The organism is Sphaerospermopsis kisseleviana CS-549, from assembly GCF_028329225.1.
In the GTDB taxonomy this organism is placed as follows: domain Bacteria; phylum Cyanobacteriota; class Cyanobacteriia; order Cyanobacteriales; family Nostocaceae; genus Sphaerospermopsis; species Sphaerospermopsis kisseleviana.
Genome location: NZ_JAQMTI010000001.1, coordinates 1 through 15,386 on the forward strand (window position 1 = coordinate 1; position 15,386 = coordinate 15,386).

Annotated in this window: 19 protein-coding genes and 1 pseudogene; 13 read left to right on the plus strand and 7 right to left on the minus strand. The window is 37.3% G+C overall.

Features of this window, described 5'->3' with window-relative positions; all coding sequences use genetic code 11:
* Positions 1-117 precede the first annotated feature (117 nt).
* The 4 genes from PN497_RS00005 (at position 118) to PN497_RS00020 (ending at position 1,732) form a co-directional block, all read left to right on the plus strand.
* A complete protein-coding gene (locus tag PN497_RS00005) occupies positions 118-366 on the plus strand; it encodes a type II toxin-antitoxin system RelE/ParE family toxin (RefSeq protein WP_096569640.1) in 249 nt (82 codons plus the stop codon).
* Positions 353-646 carry a helix-turn-helix domain-containing protein gene (locus tag PN497_RS00010; protein ID WP_096569638.1) on the plus strand — a complete coding sequence of 98 codons (294 nt, stop codon included), beginning with the start codon at positions 353-355 and terminating at the stop codon, positions 644-646. Before PN497_RS00005 ends, PN497_RS00010 begins: the two co-directional genes overlap by 14 nt.
* A gap of 278 nt (positions 647-924) precedes the next feature.
* On the plus strand, positions 925-1,245 hold the full coding sequence (locus PN497_RS00015; RefSeq protein WP_096569636.1) for a DUF433 domain-containing protein: 321 nt from the start codon (positions 925-927) through the stop codon (positions 1,243-1,245).
* Between the two features lie 172 nt (positions 1,246-1,417).
* Complete coding sequence (locus tag PN497_RS00020; protein ID WP_409349304.1) at positions 1,418-1,732, plus strand: DUF5615 family PIN-like protein; 315 nt, start codon at positions 1,418-1,420, stop codon at positions 1,730-1,732.
* Positions 1,733-1,882: 150 nt separating this feature from the next.
* Here the strand turns inward: PN497_RS00020 and PN497_RS00025 are convergent, their stop codons facing one another.
* From PN497_RS00025 to PN497_RS00045, 5 genes are all read right to left on the minus strand, one after another.
* On the minus strand, positions 1,883-2,797 hold the full coding sequence (locus PN497_RS00025; RefSeq protein ID WP_096569632.1) for a restriction endonuclease: 915 nt from the start codon (positions 2,795-2,797) through the stop codon (positions 1,883-1,885).
* A gap of 26 nt (positions 2,798-2,823) precedes the next feature.
* Positions 2,824-2,931, minus strand: coding sequence for a YnfA family protein (locus tag PN497_RS00030; RefSeq protein WP_096569630.1), 108 nt, complete (start codon positions 2,929-2,931; stop codon positions 2,824-2,826).
* A gap of 53 nt (positions 2,932-2,984) precedes the next feature.
* Positions 2,985-3,779: an endonuclease/exonuclease/phosphatase family protein gene (locus PN497_RS00035; protein ID WP_096569628.1), complete on the minus strand. Its 795-nt coding sequence runs from the start codon at positions 3,777-3,779 to the stop codon at positions 2,985-2,987.
* Positions 3,780-3,856: 77 nt separating this feature from the next.
* Positions 3,857-4,192 carry a DUF5615 family PIN-like protein gene (locus PN497_RS00040; protein ID WP_096569626.1) on the minus strand — a complete coding sequence of 112 codons (336 nt, stop codon included), beginning with the start codon at positions 4,190-4,192 and terminating at the stop codon, positions 3,857-3,859.
* On the minus strand, positions 4,185-4,496 hold the full coding sequence (locus PN497_RS00045) for a DUF433 domain-containing protein (RefSeq protein ID WP_096569624.1): 312 nt from the start codon (positions 4,494-4,496) through the stop codon (positions 4,185-4,187). Before PN497_RS00045 ends, PN497_RS00040 begins: the two co-directional genes overlap by 8 nt.
* A 177-nt stretch (positions 4,497-4,673) precedes the next feature.
* Between PN497_RS00045 and PN497_RS00050 the strand changes: the two are divergent.
* The 8 genes and pseudogenes from PN497_RS00050 to PN497_RS00085 all read left to right on the plus strand — a co-directional run.
* Positions 4,674-5,076, plus strand: a pseudogene (locus PN497_RS00050) (DUF58 domain-containing protein); the annotation flags it as partial.
* Positions 5,077-5,155: 79 nt separating this feature from the next.
* Positions 5,156-5,431, plus strand: a complete 276-nt coding sequence (locus tag PN497_RS00055) for a hypothetical protein (protein ID WP_096569622.1) — start codon at positions 5,156-5,158, stop codon at positions 5,429-5,431.
* Complete coding sequence (locus PN497_RS00060; protein ID WP_096569620.1) at positions 5,428-5,793, plus strand: ferredoxin thioredoxin reductase catalytic beta subunit; 366 nt, start codon at positions 5,428-5,430, stop codon at positions 5,791-5,793. Before PN497_RS00055 ends, PN497_RS00060 begins: the two co-directional genes overlap by 4 nt.
* Before the next feature lie 6 nt (positions 5,794-5,799).
* On the plus strand, positions 5,800-6,192 hold the full coding sequence (locus PN497_RS00065) for a DUF309 domain-containing protein (RefSeq protein WP_096569618.1): 393 nt from the start codon (positions 5,800-5,802) through the stop codon (positions 6,190-6,192).
* A 30-nt stretch (positions 6,193-6,222) separates the two neighbouring features.
* On the plus strand, positions 6,223-6,606 hold the full coding sequence (locus PN497_RS00070; RefSeq protein ID WP_272109199.1) for a hypothetical protein: 384 nt from the start codon (positions 6,223-6,225) through the stop codon (positions 6,604-6,606).
* Complete coding sequence (locus PN497_RS00075) at positions 6,542-7,000, plus strand: LptA/OstA family protein (RefSeq protein WP_272109201.1); 459 nt, start codon at positions 6,542-6,544, stop codon at positions 6,998-7,000. The genes PN497_RS00070 and PN497_RS00075 overlap by 65 nt, the downstream gene beginning before the upstream one ends.
* 32 nt (positions 7,001-7,032) lie before the next feature.
* Entirely contained in the window at positions 7,033-7,761 is a 729-nt protein-coding gene (gene lptB / locus PN497_RS00080) for an LPS export ABC transporter ATP-binding protein (RefSeq protein ID WP_096569614.1), read from the plus strand.
* A gap of 319 nt (positions 7,762-8,080) precedes the next feature.
* Complete coding sequence (locus PN497_RS00085; protein WP_096572731.1) at positions 8,081-9,196, plus strand: LptF/LptG family permease; 1,116 nt, start codon at positions 8,081-8,083, stop codon at positions 9,194-9,196.
* 89 nt (positions 9,197-9,285) lie between these two features.
* Here PN497_RS00085 and PN497_RS00090 read toward each other — a convergent pair whose 3' ends face one another.
* Both PN497_RS00090 and mfd read right to left on the minus strand, forming a co-directional pair.
* Positions 9,286-9,843 (minus strand): Uma2 family endonuclease, encoded by a 558-nt coding sequence (locus PN497_RS00090; protein ID WP_096569612.1) that lies wholly within the window; start codon positions 9,841-9,843, stop codon positions 9,286-9,288.
* A gap of 150 nt (positions 9,844-9,993) precedes the next feature.
* Positions 9,994-13,485 carry a transcription-repair coupling factor gene (gene mfd / locus PN497_RS00095; protein WP_096569610.1) on the minus strand — a complete coding sequence of 1,164 codons (3,492 nt, stop codon included), beginning with the start codon at positions 13,483-13,485 and terminating at the stop codon, positions 9,994-9,996.
* 288 nt (positions 13,486-13,773) lie between these two features.
* Here mfd and PN497_RS00100 point away from each other — a divergent pair, with 288 nt between their 5' ends.
* On the plus strand, positions 13,774-15,084 hold the full coding sequence (locus tag PN497_RS00100; RefSeq protein ID WP_096569607.1) for a hemolysin family protein: 1,311 nt from the start codon (positions 13,774-13,776) through the stop codon (positions 15,082-15,084).
* Positions 15,085-15,386 lie beyond the last annotated feature (302 nt).

The following is a 15,386-nucleotide window of genomic DNA, read 5'->3' on the forward strand; positions in this document are numbered from 1 at the left end:
GAGATAGATAGGGATCTAAACGCTGCAATTAATTTATCGCGTCTGGCTAAGGCGTGAAAGTCTACTGAGGGATAACCGCTGCCATGCTCCCGTTGAAGTAGAAAGTAAAGTCTAGTTTTGTCTAGGTTTTATATAGCAGATGGGATTTATGAGTTAAGAGCGAAGCACGTTAAAGTACAGTATAGAATCCTCTATTTTTTTCATGGACAAAATGTGGTGATTTTAGCTCATGCCATGATTAAAGAAGATAATCAAGTTTCAGAGAAAGACATTGATTTAGCATTAAAATATAAGAATTTATTTGTACTCAATCCAGAAATTCATACTTATACTGAACAAGAGGAAGAAGCAGATGAAGAAAACTAATGATGCAGTGAAAATTATTCACAAAATGATGAAAGAAGATCCAGAATTACAAGATATGGTGAGAGAATCTTCATTAAATGCTCAAGTATCTCAAATAATTTACGATGCTCGGAAACAAGCTGGACTAACTCAAAAACAGTTAGCTGATTTAGTTGGTACTACTCAGTCAGTGATTGCTAGATTAGAAGATGCAGATTATGAGGGACATTCTTTGTCTATGTTAGCTCGAATTGCAGCAGCTTTAAATCAAAAAGTGGAAATTAAAATATCACCTAAATAAGTTATTTAATAGTCAAATTAATCAAGCATAAAATATAATTTTGAGATTTAATTTCACGTAAATCTGATCTCCCGAAATACCTGAAAAAAAGTTTTGTGTCAATAAACCCTCCTCTATTCTCAATATTATTAATATTAATTTCTATTAATTTAACGAGTTTTGGTTTTTTCGGCGATCGCTCTGTTGTTTAATGGGAGGAATGCAACTATTAAGAGGTTTAGGAATTGGGTGAGAGAGCAGTTATAATTTCAGAATATTGTTTTATTTCACATTATAATATGAATCAACAATTAGTTAATTCTCTGGTACAAGTAATTGAGGCACTTTCCCCAGAAGAAAGAACACTTTTAGAAAGTCGTCTCCAATCTCATGCTATTGAAAAAACTCCGGGAATTTGTGGTGGCCATGCGCGGATTCGTAATACTCGTATTCCTGTATGGGTGTTGGTGTCGTTGAGACAACAGGGAGCAGATGATGTAGAATTGCTGCAAAATTATCCAAGTTTGACATCGGAAGATTTAACAGCAGCTTGGGATTATTATGAACAATATTCTTCAGAAATTGATCTGATCATCACTGCTCAAAATGAGGATAACTGATGGTAAGATTATATGCTGATGAAAACTTTCCTCTGGAAATTGTGAGACAATTACGTCAATAAGCTGTTGTGCATTTAATTTGTATAAGTGGAACAGGCATCTTGCCTGTTAAACAAGAGTTCAGAATATTAGGATTATACAATTTAGCCGTGTAACAGCTTATCAATATGATGTGCTGACTTCCTATGAAGCAGGAAAAGCTAATCAAAGTATCCCAGATGATGAAGTTTTGGCATTTGCGACTCAAGAGAAACGAGTTTTACTTACACTCAACCGAGATGATTTTATTGCATTTCATCAAAGTGGAATTTCTCACGCTGGTATTATCATTTGTAAAGATGATCGAGATTATATAGGACAAGCTACAATACTTCAGACTTGCTTGAGTGAAAATTCTGATTTTACTGATCGGCTAATTAGAATTAAGAGAAATAATCAACCCAAGTCTAGCATACAGATTTTTATTTACCAAGAATATACAAGATAGAGGTTTTTACAATTTCTTACATCTGTCATGTAGTAGATTCTCCAACATTGTGCCAAAATAGACCTAAAATCATGTTATTTATCAGCTATGGTTTGGCAGGTTGGAGACAGCTTACAGAGTGAGAAGTATATATTATTATACTCTATATTATTAGACTCCCAAAAAATAAATAGGAGTAAGCGGTAATCTTTTCTTATCCTCATCTGGCAACTTTTCATAAAACTGCTGCCATAAACTAATAAATCTATCAAAATCTATTAGTTCAATATGTGTATGGGAACTACGAGTTTCATTTTTTGCATCACCTGTAAAACCACCAGTAGAAACAAAAATTCCCACATCTCCATCTTTTTGTAATACTCCTCTCAACTGTCTAATTTCATCTACAGTAGCAGGTGATTCTCGATGTTTAATTTGTACTTTAATTCTCGGTGATACTGTTCCTAATGGATCTTGATAAGCAATAACATCTAAACCTCCATCTTTTCCTTTTGGTGCAATAAAAGGAGTATAATAACCCATACCTCTTAACAAAGCTGCTACTAAATCTTGAAATTCATAAGGATTCAAATTTCTTACAAATTTCTTTAATCCTTCTACGGCAATTTCTTCATATTCACTAATAGTTAACTCACTGACTTTATCAACTTCATTATCTGTTTCTGCTTCTTGGTTTATTTCTGGATTATGGGCTAAAATTGTACTGTTTTCTTGTTCTGCTTTCCATTCTTTGAATGCTTGAGTGGCAACTTTCAAAAGTTGTGACTCACCTAATTCTAATGCTTTTTCACCTTCTGGTGTTAAATACCAAATACCTTTGTTTTTTAATAAAAATCCTGCTTTAAGACAATCTATACTATAAAAATTTAAAACACTTTTCCAACGAATATTACCAGATTTTTCATATCTAGCTTTTGCCCATTCATCTAATAATACTCTTTTTTCTACTTCTTCAATGACTTGTTTACCTTGTAATTGTCCATCATTTTCTTTGAGAATTTGTAATGCTGCAAAAACTACCTTTTCTGCTAATTGCCATGATTTAGAAATATTGTTTTTAGCCATTTTAATGTTTTTGTTGTTATATTATATTACTGATGTGAACCAAACAAAATTACCATTGTCCCTAAAAGAGAAATTCCCACCCCTGCAAAATCCCATCTATTAGGTTTTACACCTTCAACTAACCACAACCACACTAAACAGGGTAGACGATAAGAAACAAAGGCGCAAAGAAAGAAGTTTTATTTTATTAAAGAACTTCCAAATCTGCAACAATCCCAAAATGATCCGAAGGATAAAGATAACGATTATTCGCTGCTGGTTGATTCAGAATAACTCGACATTCTCGCACCTGTAAACGCTGATTAATAAAAATATAATCTAAAGTCCCCTTCCAAGGTTTCCAACTTCTATCAAAAATCAAACGTCTCCAAAAATATTTTAATCTCTTCATCCAACTCAGTTTGTCTTGACCTAAAAGTGTGGGACAAGTATATTCTGGCTCACTTCCATGATATACTTCATAAGCTGACCGATATTTTTCTTTAATTAATTTAATTCCCGAAGTATCAGGAGTACCATTAAAATCTCCCACAGAGATAACAGGTACTTCCTCACCAAACTCCGCTAACCAATCTAACATTAACTTTATTTGTTGATTGCGTTTTTTATGTGAACCAGGATGCCAAAAATAATGACCATTGCAAATAACAACTGATGTGTTATCATTTAACTGAACCTGTGCATATTGAGCAATTCTTCCCTGATGTTCTAAATTCAATGCTGCGGTTTTTGTAATCGGAAAACGACTGAGAATAGCTAAACCAAAGGGTAAATCACTATTATTGACATCTTGAGGAACAGCTTTATAAATATAAGGAATATTTAATTGTTCTGCAATCCAAGCAGCAGTATCTTCTGTTAAACTAACTTCTTGTAAAGCAATAATATCAGGATTTTCTGCTTTTAAACCCTCAACCAATAAATCTCGTCTTTGTGTCCAATAATTCAGTTTAAACAAAATATTAATTGTGATAATTTTCATGTTTTTAAAAACTATTTTGGTTTTGTAATTTAAATTACCATGTTTTAATATGTCAGCTTATCAACATTTATTTTATTTCACAAAAATTCAATATATCCCAACATCTCTTCCGGTGTCATCACTTCATAAATCAAAACTAAAGCTTCAATAATTTCACCAATTGAACGAGTTCCTTTCTTGCAGTAAGTAATCCCTGGATGATCAAAACTACTACTAGCAATAATCAAAAAATCTGCATCTTGGGTAAACAGAACTCGCTGTGTTTCTTGAATAAACTTGAACTGTGCTTGATCTGATTGAGTGCGTAATCCCACATTGTTAGTTGTTGTCACATCAATTCCATATCGACTCAACCCAAGAGCGATCGCAGGATCAACATTTTCATCTAAATGAAAGCGAATTTTTTCACTCATTTCTCAACTGTTTCAGTTTCTCTTGAAGACGTGAAGGATGATTTTGTTTAAATACCTCAACTAATTCATCCTCTTGTACTTTACGTTCATTAATTTCATCTCGATGATCAAAATAATAAGCCATTGCTGCATAAACAGATGCCAGGGATAGATCATATTTACCAGCTATCTCTACCAATGAATACCCCAGCTTTAAATGCAGCACTGCTACATCTTCTACCGCTATACGAGTACCAGCAATACGGGGTTTTCCACTCCGCACATCAGCAGCAATTTCTATATATTCCTGGCTGACTAACTGCATAAATTTATCTTCCACCTCCGTCCTATATCTTAATAATATACCGCAGTTCTAGTTCTCACAAATTTCCTATTTAACAGGACTTACGCAAAAGAGAACGAAAGTAGGGGTAATTCATGAATTACCCCTACGCAAGAATAAGGTTTTCAGTCACATCTTCCGTAAGTCCTATTTAACTTCAAAATACTGTACATTTCCGCTAGTTTTCGTTACGGAGAATTACGAGTAAGAGAATTAGAAATTATTACAGGTGGACCAGAAGTGATAATTGCCCTTGATACTGCCGCCAAATGGCAAGAAGAGCAATTTTAACAAGCTGTCATTGCCGCTGCATCCTTGTATTTTTACGCACAAAGACAAAAACTGCAAGTACAACTTTGGACAGCAGCCACAGGAGTAGTCAAAGGTGATACCATCATTCTCGAAACCTTAGCAGCAACCAACCCCCTAGAAGAAGCAAATACACCACCAGAAAACCATCCTTTAATTTGGCTGACTCAAAACCCCCTCAGATTACCCCGGTATCATTTTGCAAAGTGAACAAGAACTACAACTGCAACTGCAAAAACCATTAAGTTATTAAGGAGGCAGGAGTCAGGAGTCGTAGGGGCGAAGCCTGCCTGTCGGCAGACAGGCATTCGGAAAATAGCCTGTGATAAAAATTGATAATTTATCGTCCGAATGCTTCGCCCTTACAGGAAAATAACCTGGGACAAAAATTGATAATTGGTCGTCCGAATGCTGATGCTTCCAGCACGCTTCGCAAACGCCCGTACAGGAGTCAGGAAGTAGGGGAAGTAAATAACCCCATTACCAATCACCAATTACCAATTACCAATTACCAATCACCAATTACCAATCACCAGTCCCCTGTTACCTACATCCAGCCTGTTGTACAATGCAAGGAAATATTTAAATTATCAAAGCCGATCCAATGATAAATTCAGAACCTAGCACAAAAGCCAGTGATAAAAGCTTAGAGGCAATGCGTCATTTTTCCGAACAATACGCCAAACGCACTGGAACTTTCTTTTGTTCTGAATCTTCCGTGACAGCAGTTGTTATCGAAGGTTTAGCCAAACATAAAGACGATCTCGGTGCGCCTTTGTGTCCTTGTCGTCACTATGAAGATAAAGAAGCGGAAGTTAACGCAGCTTATTGGAACTGTCCCTGCGTACCCATGCGAGAACGCAAAGAATGTCACTGTATGCTATTCCTGACTCCAGAAAATGATTTTGCTGGTGAAAAACAAGAAATCTCTATGGAAGCCATCAAAGAAGTGCGGGATAGTATGGGTTAATAGTAGATGAGTGAAAACCTGCCCCAAGAGTTTTGGCAAGGAGTAGAACAGTTCAACTCTGGACAGTTCTACGCTTGTCATGACACCCTAGAAGCTCTGTGGATTGAAGCAACAGAGCCAGATAAAACTTTGTATCAAGGTATTTTGCAAATTGCTGTAGCCTTATATCACCTGGGTAATGGCAACATAAGAGGAGCAATGATCTTATTAGGAGAAGGTTCTAATCGTCTCCGTCGTTACCCAGACTATTATTGCGGTATCAATGTGGAAAAATTATTACTTGAGAGTGTGGAGTTTTTAAAGGCACTTCAACAAGTTGATATAGAAAAAATCGCTGGTGGTGATGTGGGTGAAAATATAGCCTTGCCTTTACCCCAAATTTCTATGATCAAAGAATAGCAGTTTTCAGGAGTGAGTAGGGGTTTAGCAATGCTAAACCCGTACAAGAGTCAGAATATTTGGTGGCATCAGCAAGGTGAAACCCTACCAATAAAGAAACCTTTGGATGCAGGAAACCGTCAAACCTCCAAATTAGAATATCAAGCAACTGCCAAAATGGTAGTTCACAAACAGATAATAAAACTTGTGATCAAACTTGGAAACAAACTTGGAAACAAACACGTTTGTAAATCTGCCACCAGTCCCCAGTCCCCAGTCCCCAATCACCAGTCCCCAATCACCTGCCATAACCTGAAAACTTCTATCACAAATTGCTATGACAAGTCCCTATCACTGCCTAAAATCACAGATGCACCGTCTAGGATTAGCTGTAATGCTGCCTGTAGCCCTCTTGGGTACAACAACCCTTACTAACCAACTTCCCATCGCTACAGCCCAATCTTCTGGGGGAAACCGCCCCCTGACTATTCGCTCGGATGTCCAAGAATATGATGCTAAAGCTCAAGTAATCACTGCTCGCGGTAACGTGCAGATGTTGTATCCTGCACGTCAAATACAAGCCACAGCCGCCCAAGCACAATACTTTAGCAAAGAACGACGCATTGATTTCAGTGGCAACGTCTATATTTTGCAACAAGGTAATAACAGTATTAGGGCGGAAAGAGTCACTTATTTAATTGACGAAGGTCGATTTATCGCCTTACCTCAGTCCAATCGTCAGGTAGAATCTGTTTACATGGTGGATGATGGTGATATGAGTGGACAAACCGCTAAACCAGCGCCCAGAACACCACCCCTCAAGCGTTAAAATTAGTATTCATTACCACAAAAACGCGAATAGTGAAAATTGTTTTAGAAAATATTCATAAATCTTATGGCAAGCGAGTCATTGTCAATCGCGTTAATCTTTCTGTAGCCCAAGGTGAAATTGTTGGTTTACTTGGACCCAATGGTGCTGGTAAAACCACAACATTTTATATTGCCACAGGTTTAGAAAAACCTAATCAGGGTAGGGTGTGGTTAGATAATTTAGATATTACGGGAATGCCAATGCACAAACGAGCTAGATTGGGTATTGGCTATTTGGCACAGGAAGCTAGTGTATTTCGGCAACTGTCTGTTATAGATAATATTCTCTTGGTTTTAGAACAAACTAATGTGCCACGTAGGGAATGGTCAAGCCGGTTGGGTGATTTATTAACAGAGTTTCGCTTAGAAAAAGTTGCCAATAGTAAAGGTATTCAACTTTCTGGAGGTGAACGACGACGGACAGAATTAGCCAGGGCTTTAGCAGCAGGTAGACAAGGTCCAAAATTTTTATTTTTGGATGAACCCTTTGCCGGAGTTGATCCTATAGCAGTTTCAGAAATTCAACAAATTGTAGCACAACTGCGCGATCGCGGTATGGGCATTTTAATTACAGATCACAATGTCCGCGAAACTCTCGCTATTACTGATCGTGCCTACATTATGCGGGAAGGGCAAATTCTCGCTTTTGGTATTGCCGATGAACTTTATAATAATCCCCTTGTTCGACAATATTATTTAGGTGATAATTTTAATGTTTAAAAATAGGGAATAGGTAATTGGTAATAATTATTTTTCTTCTGACTTCTGACTCCTGTACGGGCGTTCGCGAAGCGTGCTGGAAGCATCAGCATTCGGACGACCAATTATCAATTTTTGTCCCAGGTTATTTTCCTGTAACGGCGAAGCATTCGGACGACCAATTATCAATTTTTATCACAGCTTATTTTCCGAATGCCTGTCTGCCGACAGGCAGGCTTCGCCCCTACGACTCCTGAAATTTTTATTTTTAATTTCTCTTATGGCATCTAAGCAAATTAAATCTTTCTATACCCTTAATTCACTGCTGCCTTTTTCGATCATGGATCGTTATTTGGCGATGCAGTTACTTCCGCTTTTTTTATTTGGAGTTGGGGCATTTACTTCTGTAGTTTTAGCCATTGATAGTTTATTTGAATTATTACGAAAAGTCGTAGAATCTGGACTACCAATTAATATCGCTCTCAAGGTTTTTGTCTTAAAATTACCCTATGTAATGGTTTATTCTTTCCCCATGTCCACCTTACTCGCTACGTTGATGACTTACAGCAAGTTATCTAGTGAAAGTGAACTAATTGCTTTAAGGGGATGTGGTGTAAGTGTATATCGGATGGTATTCACGGCTGTTTTATTAAGTAGTTTAGTCACAGGTATGACTTATGTATTTAATGAACAAATAGCCCCAGCCGCCAATTATGAAGCAACTCGAACTTTAGAACAAGCACTGCAATCAGACAAACCATCATTTAAACAACAAAATATTTATTATCCTGAATACCGGGAAGAAAAAGCAGCAGATGGTAGCACAAATAAAATCTTATCTCGCTTGTTTTATGCCGATCAATTTGACGGTAAGCAAATGAAAGGTTTAACAATTATCGACCGTTCTAGAGAAGGAGTTAATCAAATTTTAGTTTCCGAATCCGCTGCATGGAATCCTGCTCAACAAGTTTGGGATTTTTATAATGGTACAATTTATTTAGTTGCACCAGACCGTTCTTATCGGAATATTTTGCGGTTTGAACATCAACAATTGCAACTTCCCCGCACGCCTTTAAATGTTGCAGAAAATAGTCGAGATTATGGAGAAATGAATATTTCTCAAGCCCTAGAACAATTAAAAATTGAACGTTTAGCAGGTAATCCCCAAAGAATTAGAAAATTAGAAGTAAGAATTCAACAAAAAATTGCCTTTCCCTTTGTTTGTATTATTTTTGGTTTAGTGGGTTCGGCGATGGGAACTATACCTCAACGTACTGGTAGAGGTACGAGTTTTGGTATTAGTGTGATCGTGATTTTTAGTTATTACTTATTATTATCAGTTTCTGGGGCTTTAGCACAGGCAGAAATTCTTTCTCCCGTTGTCGGTGCTTGGTTGCCTAACTTGTTTGGTTTGGGAGTTGGTCTATTTCTGTTAATGCGAGTTGCCCAAAGATAAGGTCTTAATTAACTGACTGAAAAACTATTCCTCTCCGGTAATTAAAAGTGCATAACCTTCATTGCTAATAAAACAAATACCCAACTTATTTAAAATATCTCACTCACATGAATACTCACATCAGGAAAAGCGAAAATTGATAAACTTTGATTTTTCTCTAAAGTTTGCATATCTTGATAAATTCCCTGGTGAGGATGGCGATATACTTCTATTATTTTCTGATTAACATCTATTAACCAAACTTCAGGAATATTTGCTTCTGCATACAAGGGAATTTTAACCTGGCGATCATATTTTACAGTTGTATCAGCAACTTCTATTATTAAAAATATATCTTCTGGTTGGGGGTGTGCATTTCTATAAAAATCAGGACGGGGTTTTAATAATGCTATATCCGGTTGTGGTTCGGAAATTTCATCTAATTCTACAGGATTTTGCACATTAATTAACGCACGTCCTCCCAATAGTAAAGCTAGTAAATTTGTTAGAAATATAACACAACCTGAGTGTCTTGTACCAATAGGTGACATATCAATCATTTCCCCCCGAATTAATTCCACTCGATCATTTTCTGATAAAATACCAGATTCAGCCATTTTGTGAAATTGCTTAACTGTAAATTGGTGTCTGAGTAGTTGTACAACCATTGTCACCTCTATGGGAATTTTATTTAATTAATTGAGATGTTTATTTTATAGTAGGTTGGGTTAAGCGATAGCGCAACCCAAAAAACCCAAAAAACCCAACAACAATATTAATTATGTTGGGTTTCCTTGCGTCAACCCAACCTACTAAAACTAGACTAAAGCTACTTCAGGAATAACTCCTTGCATTTTAGAAAAAACATCAATTAATGTCTGTAATTGTTGTTCAGCTTTAAATACTCCTAAACCCCTCGCTGTTACTTTTCCTTGAGAATAAACAAAGCGATTTCGCATCGAGTCTGTTAACTTTTCTGCTAACAAATTCCAAGCAGGTTCTTCCATTGGAGTTTCTAAAACTATATGCTGTTTATTCTCTGGTTTAATGCGACTAAAACCTAAAGCTTTCGCTAATTGTTTTAATTCCATCACCCGTAAAAGTTGATTTGCAGGAACAGGAATTGCACCATATCTATCAGTCCATTCTGCGGCAATTCCTTTTAATTCTTCTTGAGATTTTGCTGTTGCAACCGCACGGTAAGCACTCATTTTTTGATCTATATCGGTAATGTAGGTTGAAGGAATAAATGCAGTGAGATTCAGGTCAATTTGGGTATCTTCAACCTGGGGTATTTCTTGACCTCTAATTTCTCGAATCGCTTCCTCTAACATTTCCATGTACAAATCAAATCCGATAGCATCCATTTGACCAGATTGTTCAGCACCAAGCAAGTTTCCTACACCACGAATTTCCATATCTCGCATTGCTAGTTGATAACCAGAACCGAGTTGAGTAAATTCTTGAATTGCTCTTAATCTTTGTCTAGCTGCATCGGATAATTCTCTTTGTTTGGGGTAAAATAACCATGCGTGAGCTTGGATTCCTGCTCGTCCTACTCGTCCTCTTAATTGATATAATTGCGATAAACCAAAACGGTGTGCATCTTCAATTAAAATGGTGTTAACTCGCGGAATATCTAAACCAGATTCGATAATTGTCGTACAAACTAAGATGTCAGCTTCATGGTTGCTAAAAGTGAGCATAGTTGATTCTAACTCACTTTCATCCATTTGACCGTGAGCGATCGCAAATCTTCCCCCTGGGATCATTTCCCTTAATTTTGCTGTTGTTTCTTCAATTCCTTCGACTCTGGGAACGACATAAAAAACCTGTCCACCTCTATCTAATTCCTGTCTAATTGCACTTCTAACAATTTCTGGATTTAAAGGTGCTAAATGAGTTTGAATTGGTCTTCTGGTTGGGGGTGGTGTGGTAATTAAACTCATTTCCCGAATCCCAGATAAAGACATATATAAGGTTCTAGGAATAGGAGTTGCTGATAAAGTTAACACATCAACTTGTGTTTTTAAACTCTTGATTTTTTCCTTTTGATTAACACCAAATCTTTGTTCTTCATCAATTACTAAAAGTCCTAAATCTTTAAATTGCACACCTTTTCCTAATAATTGATGTGTTCCCACAACAATATCTAATTCTCCAGTCGCTAGACGTTTTTGAATGTTGCGTTTTTCTTCTGCACTGCGGAAACGATTTAATAAACCGACATTCACAGGATAAGGTGAAAACCGTTCTTTAATGGTGTGATAATGTTGCTGAGTTAAAATTGTCGTTGGGGCTAAAAGTGCCACTTGCTTACCAGCAGTAACAGCTTTAAAAATTGCCCTAATTGCTACTTCAGTTTTCCCAAAACCCACATCACCACAAACCAAGCGATCCATCGGTCTTTCACTTTCCATATCCCGCTTGACATCTTGCACAGCTTTGAGTTGATCTGTGGTAGGTTGATAGGGGAAAGAATCTTCCATTTCTGCTTGCCAAGGCATATCTTGGGGATAAGAGAAACCTTGTTGTTGAGAACGGGCGGCATATAATTTTAGCAAATCTACCGCTAATTTTTTAATAGATTTTCTAACTTTGTTTTTAGTATTTTCCCAAGCTTTACCCGTCATTTTATGTAATGCTGGGGGGTTATCAGCATTAGTTCTAAACCGAGACAAAGAACCAACTTGATCCGCCGCAACTCTCAGCACACCATCAGCATATTGAACAACTATATAATCACGGGTTTCATGATTAATTGTCAAACTTTCTAATTTGATAAATTTACCAATGCCGTGACTACGATGAACAACAAAATCACCTGGTCTTAATTTATTCGGATCAACTTGTTTAGATTTAGCTTGACGACGTTTACGAACATAACCAAAATTAGCTAAAGAATGTTGTCCGTAAAATTCGCGATCTGTAACAATAACAATCCGAAAAGAAGGTAAAATGAAACCTTCTAATTCTGCTAAACCGGAATATTTCAGGGCGACTGGTGTATGATTGATTTGTAGTTTATCAATTGCTTGATAATCACGAGGATTAGGGATAAACTGAGCAGGACAATCATGTTCTTGCAGTAAAGCTACAGAACGGGAAGGTTGAGCAGAAATTAACCAAACTGCAAATTTTCTTTCTCTTTCTTGTCTGAGGGTTTCTGCTAATTTAGCAAATTGATGAGGTGTAACAGGTAAAGGTCTACTCGCTAAATTAGTACCGCTATTTTCTTCCGCTAATTCTGATAAATATAACTTGTGAAATTTGTGAAAACTGCTAATTTCCGCCAAACATTCATCAAAAGTTTTATGAATTTTAGAAACACGACAAGATTCTTCCCCAGTCACCATTCCCCACTGTTCATCAGCATTTTCTACCCAGCGATCGCTATGGGCATGACATTGTTCTACCTCATCAATAGCAATGAGGGTATTTTCAGGTAAATAATCTAAAATTGAAGCGGGTTTATTAAAAGCTAAACCTAAAAATCTTCTACTTCCTTCTAATGATTGTAATTCCGATTCCTGTAGAGAAGTTTCATGAAACGTCTCTACAATAGTTGTAAAATTGGGATGATTTTTTAATGCTGCTAAAACAATCGGCGCAAAGCTAGTAGGAGTAAGAGAAATTTGATTAATCTTATCTAAAGCAGAACGTTGGGTAGAGGGGTCAAATTCCCGAATTTTTTCAATTTCATCCCCAAACCATTCTAAACGGACTGGTAACTCAGAAGATACGGGAAAAACATCAACAATATCCCCTCGTCTACTCCATTGACCTTCAGTTTCTACTAAAGAAACCCGTTCATAACCTAAAGCGGTAATTTTTTCACTAAACTCATCTAAATCATATTCCATCCCCTTTTGTAAAGAGAGACAAAAAGATTTAAATACCTCTGGGGGTGGTAAATGTGGTTGTAGCGCCCCGATAGTAGCGATAATAGCTGTGTTTTTTTTAGACGACTGACCACTAATCAAATCTGCCAAAACCTGCATTTGACCCCAACTTAACTCAGTTTCTGGGTCAAAAGGTTCATAGGGGGAAGCTTCCGAAGTGGGGTAAAAATGTACAGTATTCCATCCCATCGCTTCCATTTGGGCATAAACCCGTCCAGCCTCTTCCAGAGTGGCACAGATCACGCATAAATCCCTACCCTCATGATGAGCCAAAGCGGAAGTAACTAAACCCTTGGGTAAGCGAGAAATGCCATTTAACCGCAATTCTTGATGTTTTTTGAGTTTAGTGTTTAGTTCGGTGGTGAGAGGCGATCGCGTCAAAGCACGCACAATAGAAGAAAAAGCCATAAGTGTTACTAGCGTGAGAAGTCTGGAAAAGTGGGAAAATCTAGATTGTAGTTATATGTAAACCATTTTAGGTGATTGGTGATTAGGGACTGGTGATTGGTGACTGGGGACTGGGGAAGAAAATTTTAGATTTTAGATTTTAGATTTTAGATTGGAGTTGACAAAAACAATCCAAAATCCAAAATTCAAAATCCAAAATACATAACTCCTGACTCCTGACTCCTTGAACTCCTGACTCCTGACTCCTGACTCCTGACTCCTGACTCCTTGAACTCCTTCCAAAACAAAATGTCATCTATCACTATTGAAATTTTAATCATTTTGGCGCTAATTCTTGCCAACGGCGTGTTTTCCATGTCTGAAATGGCCATAGTTTCCGCCCGTAAGGTCAGATTACAGCAACTAGCCAATCAAGGAAACCTCAACGCCCAAGCTGCACTGCAACTGGCAGAGTCTCCTAATCATTTTTTATCTCTGGTGCAGGTAGGGATTACACTGATTAATATTCTCAATGGTGTTTTCGGTGGTGCTACCATTGCCCAAAGGCTAGAGAGATATGTTCAGTTAGTTCCTTTTTTGGCAGATTATAGCCAACCTATTGCTTTTGGAGTGGTGGTTTTAGTCATCACCTATTTATCATTGATTGTGGGTGAACTTGTACCCAAGCGGTTAGCATTAAACAACCCAGAAAAAATAGCCTCATCTGTAGCCCTTCCCATGCGGGCTTTAGCGGCGTTAGCTTCTCCTGTGGTTTATCTTTTAAGTGTTTCCACAGAAACAGTATTGCGAATTTTAGGAGTTAGACCTTCTCAAGAACCGCAAGTTACAGAAGAAGAAATCAAGATTTTAATAGAACAGGGAACAGAAGCGGGGACTTTTGAAGAAGCGGAACAGGATATGGTAGAGAGGGTTTTTCGTTTAGGCGATCGCCCTGTGAGTTCTCTAATGACACCCCGCCCGGATATTGTTTGGTTAGACTTGGAAGACTCCCCAGAAGAAAACCGTCACAAAATGTCTGAAAGTGCCTATTCTCGTTATCCCGTATGTCAAGAGGGACTTGATCATGTTTTAGGTGTTATTCCTGTGACTGATTTATTAGCCAGGAGTTTACGCCATGAACCTTTTGATTTAACAATAGGATTACGTCAACCCATATTTGTCCCCGAAAGTACCAAGGGTTTAAAAGTTTTAGAGTTATTTAAACAAACCGCCACTCATATTGCTTTAGTAGTTGATGAATATGGAGTCATTCAAGGATTAGTAACGCTCAATGATATTATGAGTGAAATTGTCGGTGATGTTCCTGCACAACCTGGACAGGAAGAACCCCAAGCAGTGCAAAGAGAAGATGGTTCTTGGTTGGTAGATGGGATGTTACCAGTAGAGGAGTTTTTTGAACTTTTTGATATAGAAGAATTGGCAATAGAAGAAAGAGGTAATTTTCAAACTTTAGGCGGTTTAGTTATTACTCATTTAGGGCGTATTCCCGCAGCAGCGGATTATTTTGAATGGGAAAATATGAGAATTGAAGTTATGGATATGGATGGAAATAGAGTTGATAAAGTGTTGGTTATTCCTAAAGAAAAGGGTAATGGGTAATTGGTAATAGGTAATAGGTAATAGGTAATTGGTAAGAACAATATAGGAATCCTATTTGATTATTGAACAAAACTGCCTACACCGAAATTATCTAAAACCCTCTTGCCTGCCTACACAAATAATTACAGGAATCAAATCGGATCACTATAGTATAACATTAAATATAGGACTCCTATTTGATTATTGAAAAAAACTCCGTACACCAAAATTCTCTAAAAGCCTTTTGCATGAGTGCCTGGTTGGTGAGCGAAGTCGAACTATTGCCTCTTGCCTGCCTACACAGATAAATTCAGAAATCAAAC

What these genes read in the sequence shown, in the direction of transcription:
- PN497_RS00010 (WP_096569638.1), top strand. Translation starts at nt 353, where the DNA reads ATGAAGAAAACTAATGATGCAGTGAAAATTATTCACAAAATGATGAAA.
- PN497_RS00070 (WP_272109199.1), top strand. Translation starts at nt 6,223, where the DNA reads ATGCTAAACCCGTACAAGAGTCAGAATATTTGGTGGCATCAGCAAGGT.
- PN497_RS00040 (WP_096569626.1), bottom strand. Translation starts at nt 4,192, where the DNA reads ATGAGTGAAAAAATTCGCTTTCATTTAGATGAAAATGTTGATCCTGCG.
- PN497_RS00060 (WP_096569620.1), top strand. Translation starts at nt 5,428, where the DNA reads ATGATAAATTCAGAACCTAGCACAAAAGCCAGTGATAAAAGCTTAGAG.
- PN497_RS00065 (WP_096569618.1), top strand. Translation starts at nt 5,800, where the DNA reads ATGAGTGAAAACCTGCCCCAAGAGTTTTGGCAAGGAGTAGAACAGTTC.
- PN497_RS00045 (WP_096569624.1), bottom strand. Translation starts at nt 4,496, where the DNA reads ATGCAGTTAGTCAGCCAGGAATATATAGAAATTGCTGCTGATGTGCGG.
- PN497_RS00090 (WP_096569612.1), bottom strand. Translation starts at nt 9,843, where the DNA reads ATGGTTGTACAACTACTCAGACACCAATTTACAGTTAAGCAATTTCAC.
- PN497_RS00025 (WP_096569632.1), bottom strand. Translation starts at nt 2,797, where the DNA reads ATGGCTAAAAACAATATTTCTAAATCATGGCAATTAGCAGAAAAGGTA.
- PN497_RS00100 (WP_096569607.1), top strand. Translation starts at nt 13,774, where the DNA reads ATGTCATCTATCACTATTGAAATTTTAATCATTTTGGCGCTAATTCTT.
- PN497_RS00075 (WP_272109201.1), top strand. Translation starts at nt 6,542, where the DNA reads ATGCACCGTCTAGGATTAGCTGTAATGCTGCCTGTAGCCCTCTTGGGT.
- PN497_RS00085 (WP_096572731.1), top strand. Translation starts at nt 8,081, where the DNA reads ATGGATCGTTATTTGGCGATGCAGTTACTTCCGCTTTTTTTATTTGGA.
- PN497_RS00035 (WP_096569628.1), bottom strand. Translation starts at nt 3,779, where the DNA reads ATGAAAATTATCACAATTAATATTTTGTTTAAACTGAATTATTGGACA.
- mfd (WP_096569610.1), bottom strand. Translation starts at nt 13,485, where the DNA reads ATGGCTTTTTCTTCTATTGTGCGTGCTTTGACGCGATCGCCTCTCACC.
- PN497_RS00015 (WP_096569636.1), top strand. Translation starts at nt 925, where the DNA reads ATGAATCAACAATTAGTTAATTCTCTGGTACAAGTAATTGAGGCACTT.